At 70.6% G+C, this 20,254-nt stretch carries 19 protein-coding genes; 10 read left to right on the top strand and 9 right to left on the bottom strand.

Features of this window, described 5'->3' with window-relative positions; all coding sequences use genetic code 11:
* Positions 1–113 precede the first annotated feature (113 nt).
* On the top strand, positions 114–926 hold the full coding sequence (locus ACFW2E_RS17235; RefSeq protein ID WP_384467181.1) for a methyltransferase: 813 nt from the start codon (positions 114–116) through the stop codon (positions 924–926).
* 102 nt (positions 927–1,028) lie between these two features.
* Here ACFW2E_RS17235 and ACFW2E_RS17230 read toward each other — a convergent pair whose 3' ends face one another.
* The gene (locus ACFW2E_RS17230; RefSeq protein ID WP_384467179.1) at positions 1,029–1,988 is read right to left on the bottom strand and encodes a carbohydrate kinase family protein; all 960 of its coding nucleotides are present in this window, start codon (positions 1,986–1,988) and stop codon (positions 1,029–1,031) included.
* On the bottom strand, positions 1,985–2,890 hold the full coding sequence (locus tag ACFW2E_RS17225; protein WP_384467177.1) for a pseudouridine-5'-phosphate glycosidase: 906 nt from the start codon (positions 2,888–2,890) through the stop codon (positions 1,985–1,987). Before ACFW2E_RS17225 ends, ACFW2E_RS17230 begins: the two co-directional genes overlap by 4 nt.
* A gap of 102 nt (positions 2,891–2,992) precedes the next feature.
* On the opposite strand from ACFW2E_RS17225, the gene ACFW2E_RS17220 reads away from it, so the two are divergent.
* Positions 2,993–3,421 (top strand): VOC family protein, encoded by a 429-nt coding sequence (locus tag ACFW2E_RS17220; RefSeq protein WP_384467175.1) that lies wholly within the window; start codon positions 2,993–2,995, stop codon positions 3,419–3,421.
* 17 nt (positions 3,422–3,438) lie between these two features.
* Here ACFW2E_RS17220 and ACFW2E_RS17215 read toward each other — a convergent pair whose 3' ends face one another.
* Entirely contained in the window at positions 3,439–3,993 is a 555-nt protein-coding gene (locus ACFW2E_RS17215) for a methylated-DNA--[protein]-cysteine S-methyltransferase (protein ID WP_384467173.1), read from the bottom strand.
* Positions 3,994–4,075: 82 nt separating this feature from the next.
* On the bottom strand, positions 4,076–4,948 hold the full coding sequence (locus ACFW2E_RS17210) for a glycerophosphodiester phosphodiesterase (protein ID WP_384467171.1): 873 nt from the start codon (positions 4,946–4,948) through the stop codon (positions 4,076–4,078).
* Positions 4,949–5,225: 277 nt separating this feature from the next.
* Between ACFW2E_RS17210 and ACFW2E_RS17205 the strand changes: the two genes are divergently transcribed.
* The 7 genes from ACFW2E_RS17205 (at position 5,226) to ACFW2E_RS17175 (ending at position 14,027) form a co-directional block, all read left to right on the top strand.
* Entirely contained in the window at positions 5,226–6,101 is an 876-nt protein-coding gene (locus tag ACFW2E_RS17205; protein WP_384467169.1) for an MHYT domain-containing protein, read from the top strand.
* A gap of 40 nt (positions 6,102–6,141) precedes the next feature.
* Entirely contained in the window at positions 6,142–8,298 is a 2,157-nt protein-coding gene (gene uvrB / locus ACFW2E_RS17200; protein ID WP_384467167.1) for an excinuclease ABC subunit UvrB, read from the top strand.
* A gap of 157 nt (positions 8,299–8,455) precedes the next feature.
* Entirely contained in the window at positions 8,456–9,034 is a 579-nt protein-coding gene (locus ACFW2E_RS17195) for a TerD family protein (protein ID WP_384467165.1), read from the top strand.
* 59 nt (positions 9,035–9,093) lie between these two features.
* Entirely contained in the window at positions 9,094–11,151 is a 2,058-nt protein-coding gene (locus ACFW2E_RS17190; protein WP_384467163.1) for a TerD family protein, read from the top strand.
* Between the two features lie 234 nt (positions 11,152–11,385).
* Positions 11,386–12,387 (top strand): TerC family protein, encoded by a 1,002-nt coding sequence (locus ACFW2E_RS17185; protein ID WP_384467161.1) that lies wholly within the window; start codon positions 11,386–11,388, stop codon positions 12,385–12,387.
* Positions 12,388–12,517: 130 nt separating this feature from the next.
* Complete coding sequence (locus ACFW2E_RS17180) at positions 12,518–12,820, top strand: hypothetical protein (protein WP_384467159.1); 303 nt, start codon at positions 12,518–12,520, stop codon at positions 12,818–12,820.
* A 106-nt stretch (positions 12,821–12,926) separates the two neighbouring features.
* On the top strand, positions 12,927–14,027 hold the full coding sequence (locus tag ACFW2E_RS17175) for a calcium:proton antiporter (protein ID WP_384467157.1): 1,101 nt from the start codon (positions 12,927–12,929) through the stop codon (positions 14,025–14,027).
* Positions 14,028–14,060: 33 nt separating this feature from the next.
* On the opposite strand, the gene ACFW2E_RS17170 is transcribed toward ACFW2E_RS17175, so the two are convergent.
* The gene (locus ACFW2E_RS17170) at positions 14,061–15,332 is read right to left on the bottom strand and encodes an MFS transporter (RefSeq protein WP_384467155.1); all 1,272 of its coding nucleotides are present in this window, start codon (positions 15,330–15,332) and stop codon (positions 14,061–14,063) included.
* 105 nt (positions 15,333–15,437) lie between these two features.
* On the bottom strand, positions 15,438–16,484 hold the full coding sequence (locus tag ACFW2E_RS17165) for a S66 peptidase family protein (protein ID WP_384467153.1): 1,047 nt from the start codon (positions 16,482–16,484) through the stop codon (positions 15,438–15,440).
* 100 nt (positions 16,485–16,584) lie between these two features.
* Here ACFW2E_RS17165 and aroQ point away from each other — a divergent pair, with 100 nt between their 5' ends.
* Positions 16,585–17,058 (top strand): type II 3-dehydroquinate dehydratase, encoded by a 474-nt coding sequence (gene aroQ, locus ACFW2E_RS17160; protein WP_384467151.1) that lies wholly within the window; start codon positions 16,585–16,587, stop codon positions 17,056–17,058.
* Between the two features lie 20 nt (positions 17,059–17,078).
* Here the strand turns inward: aroQ and ACFW2E_RS17155 are convergent, their stop codons facing one another.
* From ACFW2E_RS17155 to ACFW2E_RS17145, 3 genes are read right to left on the bottom strand one after another with little or no spacing between them, the layout of a single operon-like run.
* Positions 17,079–17,852 carry an amino acid ABC transporter ATP-binding protein gene (locus ACFW2E_RS17155; RefSeq protein ID WP_384467149.1) on the bottom strand — a complete coding sequence of 258 codons (774 nt, stop codon included), beginning with the start codon at positions 17,850–17,852 and terminating at the stop codon, positions 17,079–17,081.
* The gene (locus ACFW2E_RS17150; protein ID WP_384467147.1) at positions 17,849–18,781 is read right to left on the bottom strand and encodes an amino acid ABC transporter permease; all 933 of its coding nucleotides are present in this window, start codon (positions 18,779–18,781) and stop codon (positions 17,849–17,851) included. The genes ACFW2E_RS17155 and ACFW2E_RS17150 overlap by 4 nt, the downstream gene beginning before the upstream one ends.
* Positions 18,778–19,662, bottom strand: a complete 885-nt coding sequence (locus ACFW2E_RS17145) for an ABC transporter substrate-binding protein (RefSeq protein WP_384467145.1) — start codon at positions 19,660–19,662, stop codon at positions 18,778–18,780. The genes ACFW2E_RS17150 and ACFW2E_RS17145 overlap by 4 nt, the downstream gene beginning before the upstream one ends.
* Positions 19,663–20,254 lie beyond the last annotated feature (592 nt).

Raw genomic sequence — 20,254 nt, 5'->3', positions numbered from 1 at the left:
CCGGTGGCCAGTCCGCCGCCCGCGCACATCGTGATGAGCGCGAACTCCTTGTCGGGGGGGGGGCGATGAGGGTTGGGGGGGGGGGGGTGCCGCGCGCCCCGCGCTCGGGGCTCATGGGCGTGTGGGGCGCCTGCCCGCCCCACGACGGGTATCTCCTCGACAACCGGCAGACCGAGGCAGGCCGGCGCTTCGACGCCTTCGCCACCCTCTTCGACCCCGTGACCTTCCGCCACCTCGAAGGCTTCGGTCTGGGAGCGGGCTGGCGCTGCTGGGAGGTCGGTGCCGGCGGTACCTCCGTGGTGTCCTGGCTGGCCAAGAAGGTCGGACCGACCGGCAAGGTCGTCGCGACCGACATCGACACCACGCTGCTCGCCCCGGTCGCCCGTGCGCCGGTCGAGGTGCGCGTCCACGACGTGGGCACCGAGGAGCCGCCCGCAGAGGGCTTCGACCTGGTGCACGCCAGGCTCGTCCTCGTCCATGTACCCGACCGCGAAAAGGCGTTGCGGTCGATGGTCGCGGCGCTGCGTCCCGGTGGACGGCTCCTGGTCGAGGACGCCGACCCGGCCCTCCAGCCGCTCCTGTGCCCCGACGAGCACGGCCCCGAGCAACGGCTCGCCAACCGGCTCCGGCACGGCTTCCGCAAGCTGCTCGCCGACCGCGGCGCCGACCTGTCCTACGGCCGCAAGCTCCCGCGCCTGCTCCGTGAGGCCGGACTCGGCGGGGTACAGGCCGACGCGTACTTCCCCGTCACCTCTCCGGCCTGTGCCGAGCTGGAGGCGGCGACCGTACGGCAGATCCGCGACCAGCTCGTCGCCGCGGGCCTGGCCACCGACGAGGACATCGACCAGCACCTGGCGAACGTCGCCACCGGCAGCATGGACCTGGCCACGGCGCCGATGATCTCGGCGTGGGGGCGCAAGGGGTGAGCCGGGCGAGGGGATCGAAGGCAGGCCCGTCGAGCCGGTCCCGACGACGTGGGCGTGAGCGCCTGGGGGGACACCGGCACGCACGGGCAACGCACGACGGCGTCATCCGGACACCGGAGGCCTCCCGCCCACTCCTTCCACGGCCCGCGCACCCGCCCGGCACCCCGCTGCCGCGGCTGCCCCGGGATCCGCGCCCGCGGCGAGAGCGGCGAGGAACGCCCCGGTGAAGGCGTCTCCGGCGCCCGTGGTGTCCCGGGGCGTCACCGCCGGGGCGGGCACGTGGGCGAGCACGGCGCCGGACCGGGCCACCAGCGCGCCGTCCGCGCCCAGCTTGGCCACCACCAGAGGGACGTGGCGGCTCAGCCTGGCCGCCGCGTCCGCCGGATCGGACAGCTCCGCCAGCAGGCATGCCTCGTCCCGACTGGGCAGCAGTATGTCCAGCCCCGCGGCGAACGTCAGGAAGCGGTCCACTCCCAGCACCTCGAGGAAGCCCGCCGACGCGGGATCCAGGCTCACGGGCACGCCGCGCGCGCGTGCCGCTTCCAGAGCCGTCGCCGCAAGGGCCCGGCTCGGCTCGGAGAACAGCAGATAGCCGGACAGATGCAGCCGGGCCACGCCGTCGAGCAACGTGTCCGACCAGTCGGCGGGCTCGAGCCGCAGGGACGCGCCACTGTCCGTGAGGAACGTGCGCTCGGCCGACGCCCCCGCGTCCACCAGACAGATCACCGTTCCCGTCGCCGCCCCCGGGTCGACCACGAGCCGCGGCCGCACTCCGGCTCCGACCAGCTCCCGCTCGTGCCACGTCGCCGCGTCCGTGCCCACCCGCCCCAGCAGCCGTACGTCCGCACAGCCCGCGTGAGCGGCCCAGCAGGCCACATTGGCCCCGGCGCCGCCGGGCACCGTGCGGATCGCGGCCGCCGGGTCCGTGCCGGCCGCGAGCGGCCCGCGGTGCCGGGCGACGACATCGGTGACCACGTCCCCGACGACCAGCAGTGCCCCGTTTGGGCGCGCTGTCGCCGCCGAGCCCGCCGGATCAGACGTCGGCCTGCGGCCCGCCGTCACCCCCGGGCCCACGCCGCCGCGATCCGTGCCGCCAGCCGCACGTTGCCGCGCACCGCCGCCAGGTTGGCGCTCAGCGAGGCCCCGTCCGTGTGCCGCACCAGATAGTCGAGCAGGAAGGGTGTGACCGCCTGTCCGGTCACGCCCTCCTCCTCGCACGCCTGCAGCGCCTCGGCGAGCACACGCGCGTGCAGACCGGGATCGAGCTGCTCCTCCTCGGGGACGGGATGGGCGACGACCAGCGCCGACTCCGGCACGCCGAGCGCGTCCTGCGCCCGCATGACCCCCGCCACCTCCTCCGGGGTCTCCAGCGTCCAGTCGACCGGCTGCCCGGAGTCCGACAGATAGAAGCCCGGGAAGCGGTCCGTGCCGTATCCGGCGACGGCCACGCCCAGCGTCTCCAGGCGCTGCAGCGTCGCAGGCACGTCCAGGATCGACTTCACCCCGGCGCAGACCACCGTGATCCGCGTACGCGCCAGAAGGCCCAGGTCGGCGGACTCGTCCTGTGTCACCGTCCACTCCCGGTGCACACCGCCCAGCCCGCCCGTCGCGAAGACCCGGAGGCCCGCCAGCGCCGCGAGCAGCGCGGTGGCCGACACCGTGGTCGCCCCGCTCACCCCCGACGACACCGCGAGCGGCAGGTCGCGGTGTCCGAGCTTGCGGATCCCGTCCTCGTTCGCGACCCGCTCCACCTGCTCCTTGCCGAGGCCGACATGCGCTCGGCCGTCGAGCACGGCGATCGTCGCGGGTACGGCACCCTCCCGCCGGACCGCCTCCTCCAGTTCCCGCGCCACCTGCAGATTGCGCGGGCGCGGCAGCCCGTGCGCGATGATCGTGGACTCCAGGGCCACCACGGGCCGGCGCGCGTCGATCGCCTCCCGCACTTCTTCGGACACCACCAGCACCACGCGCCTGCCTCCTGTCGGTCGGTTCTCCCTCATCTCTGGCGGGCCGCACCCCCCGATAAACGCTTGCGGGCTGTGGGCGACGCCACGAGCCTGGGCGGCATGACGAACAACTCGACGCGTCTCGATCATGTCGTCCTCTGGGTGAGCGACCCGGTCGTCGCGGCCGGCTTCTACGAGACGGCTGTCGGTCTGGAGCCTCTTCGGGTCGCCGAATTCGCGGAGGGGAAGATTTCGTTTCCCTCCGTGCGCGTGAACGAGGAGACGATCCTCGACCTCGCGCCGCGCACCCTTGCCGAGCGCATGCGGATGCTCCCCGGCTCTGCCGGGAGCGCCGGCCACCCCGTCAACCACATCTGTCTGTCCCTGCCGTCCGACGAGTTCGACTCACTGCGTGCCCGCCTTCAGGAGCACGACGTCCCCGTGTCCGACATCGCGCACGACTCGTACGGAGCCCGTGGGAAGGCCCCGCGCAGCTTCTACTTCCGGGACCCCGACGGCAACGTGGTCGAGGCCCGGCACTACGCGTAGCCCGCTCGCCAGGGTCGTCAGAACAGCGGCTCGGGCAGGACGCCCTCCAGGGCGAGCAGCTTCCGCTTGGTCTCCAGTCCGCCCCCGAACCCCCCGATGCCGCCGTCGCTCTCCACCACCCGGTGGCACGGCACGACGACCGGCAGCGGGTTGGCGCCCATCGCCGTGCCCACCGCCTGTGCAGCTCCCGGCTGGCCGACCCTTTGCGCCAGATCTCCGTACCCGACGACCGAGCCGTACGGGACGCCGGACGCCAGTTCGCGCAGCACCTGCCGGTTGAAGCCGGAGATCAGCGACCAGTCCAACGGCAACTCGAAGCCCTGGCGCTCGCCCGCGAAGTACGCCTCGACCTGACGTATCGCCTCGGCCAGCAGCGGCGAGCCGGGTGCCTCGACGGGTTCGGTGCCCAGTCGGGCAGCAAGCCGTTCCAGCGCCCGGTCGCGCACCGCCGGACCGGCGTGGAACACGACGTTGACCAGGCCCTCTCGGGTCGCCGCGAGGAGCAGCGGACCGATGCCGGTGCCCACGACGGCCCACACGACCTGCTGCTCGTACTGCCCATGGCTGTCCATGCGCCCACCGTACGACCCACCACTGACAGCGCCCGGACGGGGCGCGGGAACGGGCCCCTGCCCGGCCGGTTCCGCGGCTGCCTCAGTATCCGTGCAACGCCGCCCATACGACATCAGGCCTGTTGGTGATGACGCCGTCGACGCCGTACCGGGCGACGGTCCAGGCCGTGGCCGCGTCGTTGACGGTCCAGGTGAGCACTCCCAGCCGCCTGCCGTGCGGCCCGTTGAACGCGTGCACGGTGTCGACGTAGGTGGCGGAGATGGACCCGTACGACGGATTGATCAGATCGGTGAAACGTGCGTAACGGCGCAGGTCCACCACCGACGGCGTGCCGAGGAAGCCGGTCGTCAGAGCGGGCTTCAGGTCGTGCACGATCCGCAGGCTGTCCGCGCTGAAGCTCTGCACGATCAGCCGGCCCAGGTGCGGCCGGTCCAGCCACCCTTCGTTGCTGAGGAGCTTGAGCGTCTCGCGCTCGATGCCCGGGTACAGCTCGGGGTTCTTGATCTCCAGGAGCAGCTTCTCGTGATTGTGTTCGACCCGGCGCATGTACTCCTTCAGGGTGGGCACCCGGGTGCCCGCGAACGTGGGGCCGAACCAGCTGCCCGCGTCCAGACGGGCGATCTCGGCGGCCGTGAAGTCCTTCACCTTCCAGGGCGCCCGGCCGGGGAAGACCTGCTCCACGTTCGTGGTCCGCCGGAGGCTGTCGTCGTGGATGACGACCAGCTCGCCGTCCTTGGTGCGCTGGACATCGTTCTCGACCCAGGAGAAGCCCAGCCGGGCCGCCTTGTCGATGGCGGGCAGGGTGTTCTCGGGGGCGTAGGCCGAAGCACCCCGGTGCGCGATCACGCCGGGCGGTTCACCCACCTCGCCGGCCCGGGCTTGAGGGGTGGGGATCAGCAGGCCGGCCGTCCCCAGGAGCGCGGTGGTCGTGGCGGCAACAGCGCGCGCGTGCATGCGTACTCCTCGCGTCGAGCGAATACGGACAGCACCAGAGTGACAGCAGGGAGTCATAGGAAGGGGGGCACGCGAGGGCCATGGATTGAATGGAGTTGCCCAAGTCCGCACACCGCTGCCCCACAACTGAGGCAAGGCCGTGTTTCTTTGCCGGAAAATCGTTCGACCATTCCGGTGGGGGTCATACTCTCTGCGTCAACCCTGACCGCTCGAGCGGTCCTGGGACGGGGGCGCATTTCAGATATTCCGGGACGCAAATGGTGAAGGGCAGCCGCGCATGCAAGGCACGGTCGACGGATTCAGCTACGGGGCCGTCACCCCGCTGGTGGCCTATCTGATGGCGTGCCTCGGCGGAGCCCTCGGTCTGCGTTGCACCACCAGAGCCATGCTGGTGGCCCACTCCTGGCGCCCCGCCTGGCTCGCCCTCGGTTCGGCCGCGATCGGCTCCGGCATATGGACCATGCACTTCGTCGCCATGATGGGCTTCTCCGTCAAGGAGACCCCGATCCACTACGACAAGACCATGACGTACGCGAGCCTGGGGCTGGCCATTGTCATGGTGGGGGTCGGGATCTTCATAGTCGGCTACCGCGGCGCGACCGGAGCGGCGCTGTTCACCGGCGGCACGATCACCGGTCTGGGCGTCGCCTCGATGCACTACCTCGGCATGGCTGGCATGCGCCTCAACGGGAACCTCGAGTACAACACGATCACTGTCGCCGCCTCCGTCGTGATAGCGGTCGTGGCCGCCATCGCCGCGCTCTGGGCCGCGGGGCAGGTGCGGGGCTTCTTGTGGAGCGTCGGCGCGAGCCTGGTCATGGGTCTCGCCGTCAGCGGAATGCACTACACCGGCATGGCCGCCCTCAGCGTCCATCTGCACGGCACCGCGGAGACCACCGCAGGAGAGTCGCCCGCGGCCCTGCTCGGCCCCATGCTGATCGGCCCCCTCGCCTTCCTCGTCCTCGCGGGCGTCGTCGTGATGTCCGACCCGCTGATGGTCATGGGCAAACCCGACTGGACCCGCGCCGAGCACAAACCCGGGATCCCCGCCGGTGCCGTCACGTCCCCGGGCCGCCGTCCGCAGCCCCGCTCCGGCCGGCAGCAGGTCCGGCCGCACGGACTCCGCAGCTCCAGCACCCCGCAGAACCGGTGATCCGGACCCGTTGTCGGCGCGGGGTCGTACGGTGGACTGCATGCGGCCCGTTTCCAAGATCGAACGCACGGTGGCGCCCTTCGAGGTCGTCAGCCCCTACCAGCCCAGCGGCGACCAGCCGACGGCCATCGCCGACCTGGCCAAGCGCATCGAGGCCGGTGAGAAGGACGTCGTCCTGCTGGGCGCGACCGGCACCGGCAAGTCCGCCACCACCGCGTGGATGATCGAGAAGCTCCAGCGCCCCACACTCGTGATGGCGCCGAACAAGACGCTGGCCGCCCAGCTGGCCAACGAGTTCCGCGAGCTGCTCCCGAACAACGCCGTCGAGTACTTCGTCTCGTACTACGACTACTACCAGCCTGAGGCGTACGTCCCCCAGTCGGACACCTACATCGAGAAGGACTCCTCGATCAACGAGGAGGTCGAGCGCCTGCGCCACTCCGCGACCAACTCGCTGCTCACCCGCCGCGACGTCGTCGTGGTCGCCTCGGTCTCCTGTATCTACGGCCTCGGTACTCCGCAGGAGTACGTGGACCGCATGGTCCCGCTCAGGGTCGGCGACGAGATCGACCGCGACGAGCTGCTGCGCCGCTTCGTGGACATCCAGTACACGCGCAACGACATGGCCTTCGCCCGCGGCACCTTCCGCGTCCGCGGCGACACCATCGAGATCTTCCCGGTGTACGAGGAGCTCGCCGTCCGCATCGAGATGTTCGGCGACGAGATCGAGGCGCTGTCCACGCTGCACCCGCTCACCGGCGAGATCATCAGTGACGACCAGCAGTTGTACGTGTTCCCGGCCTCCCACTACGTCGCGGGACCGGAGCGCATGGAGCGCGCCGTCAACGACATCGAGAAGGAACTGGGGGAGCGCCTCGCCGAGCTGGAGAAGCAGGGCAAGCTGCTGGAGGCCCAGCGCCTGCGCATGCGGACCACGTACGACATCGAAATGCTCCGCCAGATCGGCTCCTGCTCCGGCGTGGAGAACTACTCGATGCACTTCGACGGCCGCTCGCCCGGCTCCCCGCCGAACACCCTGCTCGACTACTTCCCGGACGACTTTCTGCTCGTCATCGACGAGTCGCACGTCACCGTGCCGCAGATCGGCGCCATGTACGAGGGAGACGCCTCCCGCAAGCGGACCCTCGTCGACCATGGCTTCCGGCTGCCCTCCGCCCTGGACAACCGCCCCCTGAAGTGGGAGGAGTTCCAGGAGCGGATCGGGCAGACCGTGTACCTGTCGGCGACCCCGGGCAACTACGAGCTGTCCCGCGGGGACGGTGTCGTCGAGCAGATCATCCGCCCCACCGGTCTCGTCGACCCGGAGGTCGTGGTCAAGCCCACCGAGGGCCAGATCGACGACCTCGTGCACGAGATCCGCATGCGCACCGAGAAGGACGAACGCGTCCTGGTCACCACGCTCACCAAGAAGATGGCCGAGGACCTCACCGACTACTTCCTGGAGCTCGGCATCCAGGTGCGCTATCTGCACAGCGACGTCGACACCCTGCGCCGTGTCGAGCTGCTGCGCGAGCTGCGCTCCGGCGAGTTCGACGTGCTGGTCGGCATCAACCTGCTCCGTGAGGGCCTCGACCTGCCCGAGGTCTCCCTGGTGGCGATCCTGGACGCCGACAAGGAGGGCTTCCTGCGCTCCGGCACCTCGCTGATCCAGACCATCGGCCGCGCGGCGCGCAACGTCTCCGGGCAGGTCCACATGTACGCCGACAAGATCACCCCGGCGATGGAGCGGGCCATCGAGGAGACCAACCGCCGCCGCGAGAAGCAGGTTGCCTACAACAAGGCGAATGGCATCGACCCGCAGCCGCTGCGGAAGAAGATCAACGACATCGTGGCACAGATCGCCCGCGAGGAGGTCGACACCGAGCAGCTGCTCGGCTCCGGCTACCGCAAGTCGAAGGACGGCAAGGGTGCCAAGGCCCCCGTCCCGTCGCTCGGCGACAAGGCGGCCAAGGCGGCCAAGGGGACCAAGGCCGCCAAGCAGGCCAAGGCCAAGGCCAAGGAGACGGTGCCGACGGACCGCCCCGCGGCCGAACTCGCCGAGCAGATCGAGGAGATGACGGAGCGGATGCGCGCCGCCGCCGCGGACCTGCAGTTCGAGATCGCGGCCCGGCTGCGCGACGAGGTCTCCGAGATGAAGAAGGAGCTGCGCCAGATGCGGGAAGCGGGCCTGGCCTGACCCGCCCGGTCCGTGCCGAATCCCGGCATGTGCGCAGAGTGTTGCAAGACCGACACAAACCACGGGCCGGGGTTCGGCGCTGTCGGTGCCCATGCGTAGGGTGCTGGTCAACCGCGGTTACCGCGGCAACTGGGGAATTCCGAGAGGGGAAGCAGCCGTGACCGTCAACATGACCAAGGGTCAGGCCATCAGCCTGGAGAAGAAGGACGGGGGCACCCTGACCGCGGTCCGCATGGGTCTCGGCTGGCAGGCAGCAGCCCGGCGCGGCCTGTTCGGTTCGCGTACGCGTGAGATCGACCTCGACGCGTCGGCCGTGCTCTTCGCCGAGAAGCAGCCGGTCGACGTCGTCTTCTTCCGCCACCTGGTGAGCGACGACGGCTCCGTGCGCCACACCGGCGACAACCTCGTCGGCGGTGTGGGCCAGGGCGGGGACGACGAGGCCATCCTCGTCGACCTGGCTCGCGTTCCGGTCCACATCGACCAGATCGTGTTCACCGTGAACTCCTTCACGGGACAGACCTTCCAGGAGGTGCAGAACGCGTTCTGCCGCCTGGTCGACGAGACCAACGGGCAGGAGCTCGCCCGCTACACCCTGGCCGGTGGTGGCGCCTACACGGCCCAGATCATGGCGAAGGTGCACCGGGTGGGGCAGGGCTGGTCGATGACCGCCATCGGCTCCCCGGCCAACGGCCGCACCTTCCAGGATCTGATGCCGGCGATCCTGCCGCACCTGTAGGACGGCCCGAGGGACCTGGCGAGCGGCGCACGACAACACGACACAGGGGGACGAAGGCGATGACCGCGGAACTGGTGCGGGGGCAGAACCACCCGCTCTCCCAGGTCCGGCTCGAGATCCGCGTCTCGGCCGGTGCGCCGGTCGTGGCAGGGGCCACGCTCAGCGACGAGAACGGCAAGACGCGCGGCGTCGACTGGGTGGCTCACCCGGGCGCGCCCGCGCTCCCCGGCCTCGAGGTCTCCCGGCAGGCGGCGGCCGACCACCGCCTCGCGGTGGATCTCGCCGCCATGCCGGAGGCCGTGCACCGCGTCAATGTGCTGCTCGCCCTCCCCGCGGGAGCGGGCGGCCCGGCGCGCTTCGGCATGGTTCCCGCCCCCTCCGTCACGGTCACCGGCCTCGACGGCACCGGGATCGCCCGCTTCACCCTCACCGGCCTGGACGCCGAGTCGGCTGTCGTCGCCCTGGAGCTGTACCGCAGGCAGGGCGCCTGGAAAGTGCGCGCCGTCGGTCAGGGGTACGCGGGCGGTCTCGCCGCGCTCTTCGCCGACCAGGGCGTGCCCCAGTCCGCCGATCTGGCGGGCAGTATCCAGGACGCGGTCGCCCGTGGCCTGGCCCGTTCGATACAGGCGCCCGCGCCGCGTGCGACAGACGCCGACCGGTCCCGCCGGGCACCGCTCTCCACGCCCGGCCCCGACCAGACCGGCCCCGCACCGCAGGGCGCCCCCGACCCCGTACCGCCGCCCCCGGCCTCGCCGTACGGCGCGCAGGGTCCGTACGGCGGTCAGGTGCAGGGCGATTCCGGGGCGCCGGATCCCTCCGCCGCCGGTCAGCCGCTCGGCGCCTCGTTCCCCGCGCAGCCCGACACCACCGCCTCGGCGTCGCCCGCGCCGGCAGGCGGCCCGATCGACTACACCCACCCCGGCCGGCGGCACGCGAGCCCGCCTCCGCCTCCGCCGCAGGCACCTCCCGTCCCGCCCGGGGAGCCCGCCGCACCCGTCGCCGGTGACGCGGCCGGCTGGTCCATGGAGGAGCGGCTGTACAACCAGGTCTGGGGCATGTTCGAGGACCTGGCCCGCACCACGGCCGCCTACCGCAGTGCCGTCGACTTCGCCGAATCCCGTATGGAGAAGGAGCTGGACCAGGTCCTGTCGGACCCGCGCAACCGGCTCGGCGCCTCGGGTGACGGCGCGCGCGAGGCCGCCGACGCCAAGCGGAATCAGCTCGTCGAGCAGGCCAGGGCGGTCCTCGACCGCGATCTGGCCCAGCTCACCGCCGAGTCCGAAGTGGTCGAACCCGCGCTCCCGCCCGCCTACGCCGGCTGGGACAACCCCGTCTGGCACGGATATCGCGTGCCGACGGAGTTCCCGATGGCGCTGCGCCTGGGCGACCTCCACCTGCCCGAGAGCGCGCCGCTGCGCATTCCGATGCTGGTCCGGCTGCCGCTGGAGCGGGGTCTGTGGATCGACAGCGGTCCGACGACGGCCCTCGACGGCTCGTTCCTCGACTCCGGCGAGCTGCGGCACCTCGCCATGGAGACGGCGGTGGCGCTCGCGGTCCGGCTGCTCGCCATCCATCCCGTGGGGGAGTTCGGTGTCCATGTGATCGATCCGGCGGGTTCGGGTGCGAGGGCACTGGCTCCGCTGGCACGCAGTGGTCTGCCGGGCGCTCTGCCCGCGACGGGCGCCGCGGGCGTGGCGGATGTCCTCGGCCGTCTCACCCAGCGGGTGGACCTGGTGCAGATGGCACTGCGGGGTGGCGCGGCCGAGTCGTTGCCGCCGGACCTCGACACTGCCCGGCAGTTGCTGATCGTCAACGACTTCCCGCACGGCTTCGACGACCGGGCCGTGAACCAGCTGCGCTATCTCGCCGACGAGGGGCCGTCCGTCGGCGTCCATCTGCTGATGGTCGCCGACCGCGAGGACGCCTCCGCCTACGGCCCGTTGCTCGACCCGCTCTGGCGTTCGCTCATGCGACTCACCCCGGTACCCGACGACCACCTGGCCGACCCCTGGGTCGGGCACGCCTGGACGTACGAACCCTCGCTCGTCCCGCCGGGCAGCGAGGTGCTCCATCACGTGCTCGGACAGGTCTCCGCAGCCCGCGCCAAGTACAGGTAAAGCCACCTGACCAGCGGCTTTGGGTTTTCTTTTACCAAGCACTTTACCTTTCCTTGGTGATTGGGGTACTGTTTTCCGCACGGAGGGGAGTACTCCCTATCTGCTGCGGCGTACCCGTCAATACGGATCGGACCAGATCCCGGGGCGCCGGCCCGTTCCGGGTGGAAGAGACCTCCGGCAGCGACAACGCTGACTGTTTGCCGCTACGTACTGCTACGTACTGCCGGAGGCGCAATGGATGTTTCCGTGACCCTGTGGGTCCTCACCATCGTGGGCCTTGCCGCCCTGATCGCGGTCGACTTCTTCATCGGCCGCAAACCCCATGACGTGTCGGTCAAGGAAGCCGGGATCTGGACCGTCGTCTGGATCGCCCTGGCCGGGCTCTTCGGTCTCGGCGTGCTCGCCTTCGGCGGCGGACAGCCCGCCGGCGAGTTCTTCGCGGGCTTCATCACAGAGAAATCGCTGAGCGTCGACAACCTCTTCGTCTTCGTCCTGATCATGGCGAAGTTCGCGGTGCCCTCGCAGTACCAACAGCGCGTGCTGCTCGTCGGCGTCCTCATAGCCCTGGTCCTGCGGGCCGTGTTCATCGCCGCGGGCGCCGCGATCATCACCAGCTTCTCGTGGGTCTTCTACCTCTTCGGAGCCTTCCTGATCTGGACCGCCTGGAAGCTGATCCGGGAGGCCCGCTCCGACGAGGAGGACGAGGAGTACGAGGAGAACAAGCTGCTCAAGGCCGCCGAGCGCAGGTTCGGCGTGGCCGACCGCTATCACGGCACCCGGCTGTGGATCCAGCAGAGCGGCAAGCGCGTGATGACGCCGATGCTGGTCGTGATGCTCGCGATCGGCACCACGGACGTGCTCTTCGCGCTCGACTCGATCCCCGCGATCTTCGGCCTGACGCAGGACCCGTACATCGTCTTCACCGCCAACGCCTTTGCCCTGATGGGCCTCAGGCAGCTGTACTTCCTCATCGGCGGCCTGCTGAAGAAGCTGGTGCACCTCTCGTACGGCCTGTCCGTCATCCTCGGCTTCATCGGCGTGAAACTGGTGCTGCACGCGCTGCACGAGTCCGGGGTGCACGTCCCGGAGATCAGCATCCCGGTCTCGCTCGGCGTGATCTGCGCGGTCCTGGTCGTCACCACTGTCACCAGCCTGCTGGCGTCCCGGAAGCAGGCGGCGCTCGACGCGGCGCAGACGCGCGGCGAAGGCGCTCCGAAGGACAGCGTCGACGCCTGACCGTTCCGGTCGTAGGAACAACCGTCCTTGGGAGCGGTGCGAGGCCGATTGCCGACCACCGCTCCCGATGCTTCGTTGGGGGGCACAGCGTGTCCCCGGCCGGGGACACCTGCGGCCAGGGGAGGCACCCATGAAGTTCGTCCAGATCATCGACTTCGAGACCGACCGCATCGACGAGATGCGAGCCCTCTCCGAGGACGTGGACAAGCGCTTCGCGGGCCGCGAGAGCAGCCCGGCGCGCCGTCTGGTCCTCGCGGACAGGAACCAGCCGGGCCGCTATCTCGCGGTGATCGAGTTCGACTCCCACGAGGAGGCCATGCGCAACAGTGCTGACCCCGCGACCAGTGAATTCGCCGAGCAGATGGCCGCCCTGTGCACCCGGCCGCCGTCCTTCACCGACTGCGACGTCGTGGACATGAGCGACTTCGAGTGACCCCCAGACCCGAAGCGCCGGGGGGTCCGTGCCGCGCCGGCGCCGGGCCTCCGGAACCGGAAAGGACCGGAATGCGAAGCCCGTACGCCTCTGCCACCATCGCTGCATGATCACTCGGCTCAGGTCGCTCACCCCGCAGTGGACGTTCCTCGTGCCGGTGCTCGCGGTCGTCCTGCTCCTCTTCACCTGGGGACGTAGTCTCCCCGGCGCGGTCGTCGCGTTCGTGACCGTGGTGCTCGCCGGTTCCGTCCTGGCCGCCGTGCACCACGCCGAGGTGGTGGCCCACCGGGTCGGCGAGCCGTTCGGTTCCCTGGTCCTCGCCATCGCCGTCACGGTCATCGAGGTCGCCCTGATCGTCACCCTCATGGTCGACGGCGGCGCCAAGAGCGCGACGCTGGCCCGGGACACGGTCTTCGCGGCCGTGATGATCACCTGTAACGGCATCGTCGGCCTGAGCCTTCTCCTCGCCTCCCTTCGCCACGGCACCGCGGTCTTCAACCCCGAGGGAACCGGCGCCGCCCTCGCCACGGTGGCCACCCTGGCCACACTCAGTCTGGTCCTGCCGACCTTCACCACCAGCAAGCCCGGCCCCGAGTTCTCCGGTGTGCAGCTCACCTTCGCCGCGCTGTCCTCACTGATCCTGTACGGCCTGTTCGTGGCGACCCAGACCGTCCGGCACCGCGACTACTTCCTGCCCATCACCCGGCAGGGCGAGGTGATCACCGAGGAGGACCACGCCGAGGCACCGTCCACGCGCGCCGCCTGGACCAGCCTCGGCCTGCTGGGCCTCGCCCTGGTCGGCGTGGTCGGCCTCGCCAAGGGCGTCTCGCCCACCATCGAGTCGGGCGTACAGGCCGCCGGTCTCAACCAGGCGGTCGTCGGTGTGGTCATCGCCTTGCTGGTGCTGCTTCCCGAGACGCTCGCCGCGGCGCGTTCCGCTCGCCGCGACCGGGTGCAGACCAGCCTCAACCTCGCGCTCGGCTCGGCGATGGCCAGCATCGGCCTGACCATCCCCGCGGTCGCCCTCGCCTCCGTCTGGCTCTCCGGGCCGCTGATCCTCGGCCTCAACGCCACCGGCATGCTGCTGCTCGCCCTGACCGTCGTGGTGAGCTCCCTGACGGTCGTACCGGGGCGTGCCACGCCGCTCCAGGGCGGCGTGCACCTGGTGCTGTTCGCCGCCTATCTGGAACTGGCCGTCAACCCGTAGCGGGCAGCGTCCGCGGATCGCCGCGTGCCCCGGTCACCCGGTGGCGTGCTCGACCGCCATCACCGGTGCCGGCCGGGTCTCCGGCAGCAGGGCGAAGCACCCGAGACTGAGCAGGGCGATCCCCGTCAGATACGCGCCCACTCCCCAGGGGACGCGTCCTCCGTGCTCCGCCAGCGCGGTCGCCACGATCGGAGTGAGGGCGCCGCCCAGCACCCCGCCGAGGTTGTAGCCCACCGCGGCTCCGGTGCAGCGCACGCGCGGCTCGTACAGCTCCGGCAGATAGGCGGCGATCACCGAGAACATGGTGATGAACGCGATCAGTGCCCCCAGGAAGCCGAGGAACATCAGCAGCGGCTCGGCCGTCCCCAGCAGCGCGACCATCGGGAACATCCACAGGGCGGTGGCCGTGCACCCCGCCAGGCACAGCGGGCGCCGCCCGTAGCGGTCGCCGAGCAGCGCCATCAGGGGAGTGAGGGCCCCCTTCACGACGACGGCGGCCATGATGCAGGTCAGCATGACCGTACGGCTCACCCCCAGTCGCTCGGTCGCGTACGCCAGGGACCAGGTCGTCACCGTGTAGAACACCGCGTACCCGACCGCGAGCGCCCCGGCCGTCAGCAGGACCAGTCGCCAGTGGTGCCGTACGACCTTGGCGAGCGGCACGCGCGCGTGGTCCTCGATCTCGAGGAACCGCGGACTCTCGGCGAGCGACGAGCGCAGCCACAGTCCGGCCACCGCCAGCGCTCCGGCCGCCCAGAACGGCACCCGCCATCCCCACCGCGCGAACTCCGTGTCGGACAGCGTCGCCGACAGCACCAGCATCACGCCGTTGGCGAGCACGAACCCCACGGCGGGCCCGACCTGCGGGAAGCTCGACCACAGGGCGCGCCGATGGGCGGGTGCGTGTTCCGAGGTCAGCAGTACCGCGCCGCCCCACTCCCCGCCCAGCCCCAGCCCTTGGAGAAAGCGCAGGACGAGCAGCAGCAGGGGAGCGGCGACGCCGATCGAGCCGTACGTCGGCACACACCCGACCGCGACCGTCGAGGCGCCGGTCAGCAACAGCGAGGCGACCAGGACCGGCCGCCGTCCGCGCCGGTCCCCGATGTGCCCGAACAGCACCGAGCCCAGCGGCCGGGCCACGAACCCCACACCGAACGTCCCGAAGGCCGCCAGCGTCCCCGCCACCGGTGAGAACGTCGGGAAGAACAGCGGCCCCAGGACGAGGGCCGCTGCCGTCCCGTAGACGAAGAAGTCGTAGAACTCGATCGCGGTCCCGGCCAGGGAGGCGGCCGCCAGCCGGAGCATGGAGGGGGCCCTTACGGTGCGTACATCGTGCATGCCGCGTCAACTACCCACGGTGAACATGGGTTACGGGGGCGTGCGGAGGTGAGGCACGGGTCACCCGGCGCTTCAGTAGGTGACGGTGATGCGCCGCGCGGGGCCGTCGACCCGGACCGCGCCACCGTAGGGGATGACGAGCTGGGGATCCGTGTGGCCGAGGTCCACGTCGAAGACGGTCGGCATGTCGGGCGCGTACGTCTCCACCGCGCGCTGTACGGCCTCACGCTGCTCCGTCGCGTAACGCTTCGCCTCCTCGGGGCTGCTGGGCCGCTCGAAGGACCAGGTCTTGGCGCGGCCCATGAGCAGCGCCGAGAATCGCCGCAGCAGGCCGCGCTCGCCCATGTTGCGCAGGATGCGGAAGACCTCCGTGGCGCTCGGCAGTTCCTCCGAGGTCTCCAGGAACAGCACGCCGCCGTCGTACACCGCCGGGTCGCGGGCGATCTCGCGGTCGGCCATCAGCAGCCAGGAGAGGATCTCCAGGTTGCCACCCCAGCCGCGGCCCTGCACCACGCGGTCGGCGTTGTGCCAGATCCATCCCGAGCCGGGCCGGGTCGCCGGTTCCGCCCCGAAGGTCGCCGGGTCGGCCCAGTCGCGGTTGACGTCGTTCCAGCACTGCGCGGGCCGCAGCTCGTAGGGGCCGGAGGTGAACAGCGCGGCGCGCAACGAGTCGGCGGTCTGGGGGTGCATGGCGCCGGGCCGGCCCAGCTCGCACATCACGGTCGCGCCGTGATAGCCGACGACGCCGGTGTTGTACAGGAACGCCAGCAGGTTGGTGTTGTCGCTCATCCCGAAGAACGGCTTGGGGTTGGCCCGGATCAACTCCCGGTCCAGCAGCGGCAGCACGGTGATCTGATCGTCGCCGCCGATCGACGCGATGACCGCCTTGACGTCGGGGTCGGCGAAGGCCGCGTGGATGTCGTCGGCCCGTTCCCGGGGTGTCGCGCCCATCCTGCGTGTCGTCGGGTACTCGACGGGCTCCAGGCCGAACTCCTCACGCAGCCGCTTCAGTCCCAGCTCGTAGGGGTGCGGAAATAGCTCGGGCAGGCCCCGGGAGGGCGAGAGGACGGCTATGCGGTCGCCGGGTGCGGGTTTGGGCGGATACGAGGGCGTGATCATGCTGGGAGGTTATGGCCTCTCGCCCCGGGGTTTCACCGTGATAAACCGGGTCCGAGCCGCGGTCCCCGAGGGACCGTCCCCGAAACGGACCGGAGGAACCGTGCCCCGCACCCTGGCCAACGCCCCGATCATGATCCTCAACGGGCCCAACCTCAATCTGCTAGGCCGGCGCCAACCGGAGATCTACGGCAGGGACACGCTCGCCGACATCGAGGCGATGTGCGCCGCGGCCGCGGCCGCGCACGGCGGCACGGTCGACTTCCGGCAGTCCAACCACGAGGGTGAGTTGGTGGACTGGATCCACGAGGCACGGCTCAACCACTGCGGGATCGTCATCAACCCCGGTGCCTACTCGCACACGTCGGTCGCGATTCTGGACGCACTCAACGCCTGCGACGGCATGCCGGTCCTCGAGGTCCACATCTCCAACATCCACAAGCGCGAGTCGTTCCGGCACCACTCCTACGTCTCCCTGCGTGCCGACGGTGTCATCGCGGGATGCGGCGTACAGGGCTATGTGTTCGGTGTGGAGCGGGTGGCCGCGCTGGTGGGGGCCGTACGGGCCGGCGCGTAGCGCTCGACGGGCCGGGGCGCCTACAGGCGCCCCGCCTCCACGATCCGCCGCAGGAAGTGCCTCGTGCGCTCCTGCCGTGGGTCGCCGAAGACCTGTTCGGCGGTTCCGCGCTCCACCACGACACCTCCGTCCAAAAAGCAGACCTGGTCGGCGACGTCCCGGGCGAAGCCCATCTCGTGCGTCGCCAGCACCATGGTCATGCCGTCGTCCTTCAGATCGCGGACCACGGTGAGGACCTCGCCCACCAGCTCGGGGTCGAGAGCCGCGGTGATCTCGTCGAGCAGCAGCAGCCGGGGACGTACAGCCAGAGCACGGACGATCGCCACGCGCTGCTGCTGGCCGCCGCTCAGCCGGTCCGGGTAGGCGGTGGCCTTGTCACCGAGCCCGAGCCGCTCCAGGAGCTCCCTGGCACGCCCCTCCGCCTCGTCACGGGACATGCCGTGCACCCGGCGCGGGGCGAGCGTGATGTTCTCCAGTACGTTCATGTGCGGAAAGAGGTTGTACGCCTGGAAGACCACGCCGATACGGCGGCGTACTGCGTCCTGGTCGACACGCGGGTCGGTGATCTCTTCGCCGTCCAGCCAGATCGCGCCGTCGTCGATCTCCTCCAGGAGATTGGCGCAGCGCAGCAGCGTGGACTTGCCGGAGCCGGACGCGCCGATCAGCGCGGTCACCGTGTGCGGGGCGACCTCCAGGGTGACGTCCCGCAGTACGACCGAATCGCCGAAGGTCTTGCGGACGGACTCCATCCGCAGCACGGGGGAGCCGCCGGGGAGACCGGGGGCGTCGCTCATATCGATCCTCCCTGGGCACGTTGCCGGTCCATCCTGGCCGTCACCCAGTCGGTGAAGCGGGTCATCGGGATGGTCAGCGCCACGAAGACCAGTCCCGCGACGATGTACGGCGTGTAGTTGAGGCTGCGGCCCACGATGATGTCCGCGGCCCGTACGGCGTCGATCGCGCCGCCGATCGACACGAGCCCGGTGTCCTTCTGCAGCGACACCAGGTCGTTGAGCAGCGGTGGCACCTGGCGGCGCACCGCCTGGGGCAGGACCACGTGGCGCAGGGCCTGCCGGTTGGTGAGGCCGAGCGAGCGCGCGGCGGCCCGCTGTGAGGGGTGCACCGACTCGATTCCGGCGCGGAACACCTCGGCCACGTACGCCGAGTACGTCAGCGTCAGCGCCGTGCCGCCGAGCAGCACCGGGTCGACCGTGACGCCCTGGAGCCGCAGCGCCGGGACACCCAGTACCACGATCATCAGATTGATGATCAGAGGCAGACCGCGGAAGAAGTCGGTGTACGCGGCCGCGAGCACCCGCAGCGGGACGAAGACCGGCCCGCGGAGCGTGCGCGCGACGGCGATCAGCATGCCGAGGACCAGTACGGCGGCACCGCAGACGAGCAGGAGACGGACGTTCAGCCACAGCCCTTCCGCGACCTTGGGGAACGCCTCGCGCGCGTACTGCCCGTTGAAGAACGTCTCCTCGGTGCGCGGCCAGCCGGGCGCGTTGACGACGACCAGATAAAGGACGGCAGCCGTGACCAGGGTCGAGAGCGCGGCGATCGCCGTGGCGCGACGGGCCCGGGTGCGCCTGTAGCGCTCGCGGTCCAGCCGGCGCTGCGACGGGACGTAGCCGTCACCCGTGCCGCCCTCGGCGCCCTCGGCCATGTCGCCGTTGTCGTCCGCATCCTCCCGGCCGGACTCGTCCTTGGTGACCGTCACTTGAGCACCGGGGCGTCGACGGCGTCGGAGAGCCACTGCTTCTCGATCTTCGCCAGGGTGCCGTCCTCGCGCAGGGCGTCGACGGCGCCGGTCACGCACGAGGTGAGCGCGCTGCCCTTGTCGAGCACGAGCCCGAACTGCTCGGGGGTGCCGCCCCGGTTCTCGAACTGGCCGACGATCCTGGCGCTCGTCACTTCGGCCGCCGTGATGTAGAAGGCGGTCGGCAGGTCGGTGACGATCGCGTCGACCTGACCGTTCTTCAGCGCGGACTTCGCCTGGTCGTTCTTGGCGTACACGGCCGCCTGCCGCTCGGGCTTCACCACGTCGTCGATGTAGTCGAGGCTGGTGGTGCCCACCTGGGCGCCCAGCTTGAGGCCCTTCAGCTCGGCAATGCTCGTCGCCTTCGCGGCCTTGGAGCCCTTGAGCGCGATGACCGCCTGGCGCACGTCGTAGTAGCCGGACGAGAAGTCCACGGCCTTCTTGCGCTCGGCGCTGATCGACACCTGGTTGACGTCGAAGTCGAAGGTCTTCTCCCCTGGCGCGAAGGCCTTGTTGAACGGAACGCTCTGCCACACGACGGCGCTCCGGTCGTAGCCGAGCTGCTTTGCCACGGCGTACGCGACCGCCGACTCGAAGCCCTTGCCGTTGGCGGGCTTGTCGTCCTTGAACCAGGGCTCGTACGCCGGCTCGTCGGTGGCGATCGTCAGCCTGTTCGACGTCTTCGTGGCCAACTTGCCCTTGACGCACGTCTTTCCGGCCGCTCCGGACGGAGTGGCGGAGGTCTTCTCCTCCGGCTGCGGTGCGCAGCCGACAGCTGTGGCGAGCAGGGCTATGGCAGCGGCGGCGACGGCGCGACGGGGCGCGCGAGGGGCGGGATGCATGGCCGGAGAGTGGCAGCGAATGCCGCGTTTGTCGAGGTCACGACGGTAACTGTCCGCATGGTGGGAACGGGTGTTGCAGTCGTGTGAACGTTCCTCGAAAGCGCCGTGTGCGCCCTTCCCGGGCCTGGGCCGCCGGCCGAGGGCGGGGATCGGAAGACCGGCGGCCCATTCCGCTCAGGAGCCGTCATCCTGTGCGGGGCTGGTTCCAGTTGACCGCGCGACCACGGGCCCCGGGAGCGAGCGCGGGTCACTGGCGCGTGCGAAAACTTCACACGGGGCGCGCGCACGGTCTCGCGCGAGGCGTGCGCCTTCGCTTTCACGCCCCGCGCAACCGGCCCCTTGTTCATGCCCCTGCGCGCCAACGCCTTCTGCATCCGCCCCCGCAGCACCGGACGTTCATGATCCAGCCGCCCCACCGCGAAGCCCCCGTGTGGCCCTCGGTCCCAGGGGCCACACCCACCGGCCGCGCTCGCCGCCGCTGCCCGCGGCACCCGCCTGCCCCGGCCGGGACTCGCGCGTACTCGCTAGACACCCGCGCGAGTGCACACCCGGCAGATTCGTGAGCGCGTCGGCCAGAGATGTGTCGGTGCGG

It is taken from the genome of Streptomyces sp. NPDC058964 (assembly GCF_042741275.1).
In the GTDB taxonomy this organism is placed as follows: Bacteria; Actinomycetota; Actinomycetes; order Streptomycetales; family Streptomycetaceae; genus Streptomyces.
This window is presented reverse-complemented; position numbering and strand designations above follow the sequence as displayed.

Bases quoted from the DNA above. Each gene is read 5' to 3' on its own strand.
- ACFW2E_RS17235 (WP_384467181.1), top strand. From the start codon at position 114: ATGGGCGTGTGGGGCGCCTGCCCGCCCCACGACGGGTATCTCCTCGAC.
- ACFW2E_RS17220 (WP_384467175.1), top strand. From the start codon at position 2,993: ATGACGAACAACTCGACGCGTCTCGATCATGTCGTCCTCTGGGTGAGC.
- ACFW2E_RS17215 (WP_384467173.1), bottom strand. From the start codon at position 3,993: ATGGACAGCCATGGGCAGTACGAGCAGCAGGTCGTGTGGGCCGTCGTG.
- ACFW2E_RS17210 (WP_384467171.1), bottom strand. From the start codon at position 4,948: ATGCACGCGCGCGCTGTTGCCGCCACGACCACCGCGCTCCTGGGGACG.
- ACFW2E_RS17205 (WP_384467169.1), top strand. From the start codon at position 5,226: ATGCAAGGCACGGTCGACGGATTCAGCTACGGGGCCGTCACCCCGCTG.
- uvrB (WP_384467167.1), top strand. From the start codon at position 6,142: ATGCGGCCCGTTTCCAAGATCGAACGCACGGTGGCGCCCTTCGAGGTC.
- ACFW2E_RS17190 (WP_384467163.1), top strand. From the start codon at position 9,094: ATGACCGCGGAACTGGTGCGGGGGCAGAACCACCCGCTCTCCCAGGTC.
- ACFW2E_RS17185 (WP_384467161.1), top strand. From the start codon at position 11,386: ATGGATGTTTCCGTGACCCTGTGGGTCCTCACCATCGTGGGCCTTGCC.
- ACFW2E_RS17180 (WP_384467159.1), top strand. From the start codon at position 12,518: ATGAAGTTCGTCCAGATCATCGACTTCGAGACCGACCGCATCGACGAG.
- ACFW2E_RS17175 (WP_384467157.1), top strand. From the start codon at position 12,927: ATGATCACTCGGCTCAGGTCGCTCACCCCGCAGTGGACGTTCCTCGTG.
- ACFW2E_RS17170 (WP_384467155.1), bottom strand. From the start codon at position 15,332: ATGCTCCGGCTGGCGGCCGCCTCCCTGGCCGGGACCGCGATCGAGTTC.
- ACFW2E_RS17165 (WP_384467153.1), bottom strand. From the start codon at position 16,484: ATGATCACGCCCTCGTATCCGCCCAAACCCGCACCCGGCGACCGCATA.
- ACFW2E_RS17155 (WP_384467149.1), bottom strand. From the start codon at position 17,852: ATGAGCGACGCCCCCGGTCTCCCCGGCGGCTCCCCCGTGCTGCGGATG.
- ACFW2E_RS17145 (WP_384467145.1), bottom strand. From the start codon at position 19,662: ATGCATCCCGCCCCTCGCGCGCCCCGTCGCGCCGTCGCCGCCGCTGCC.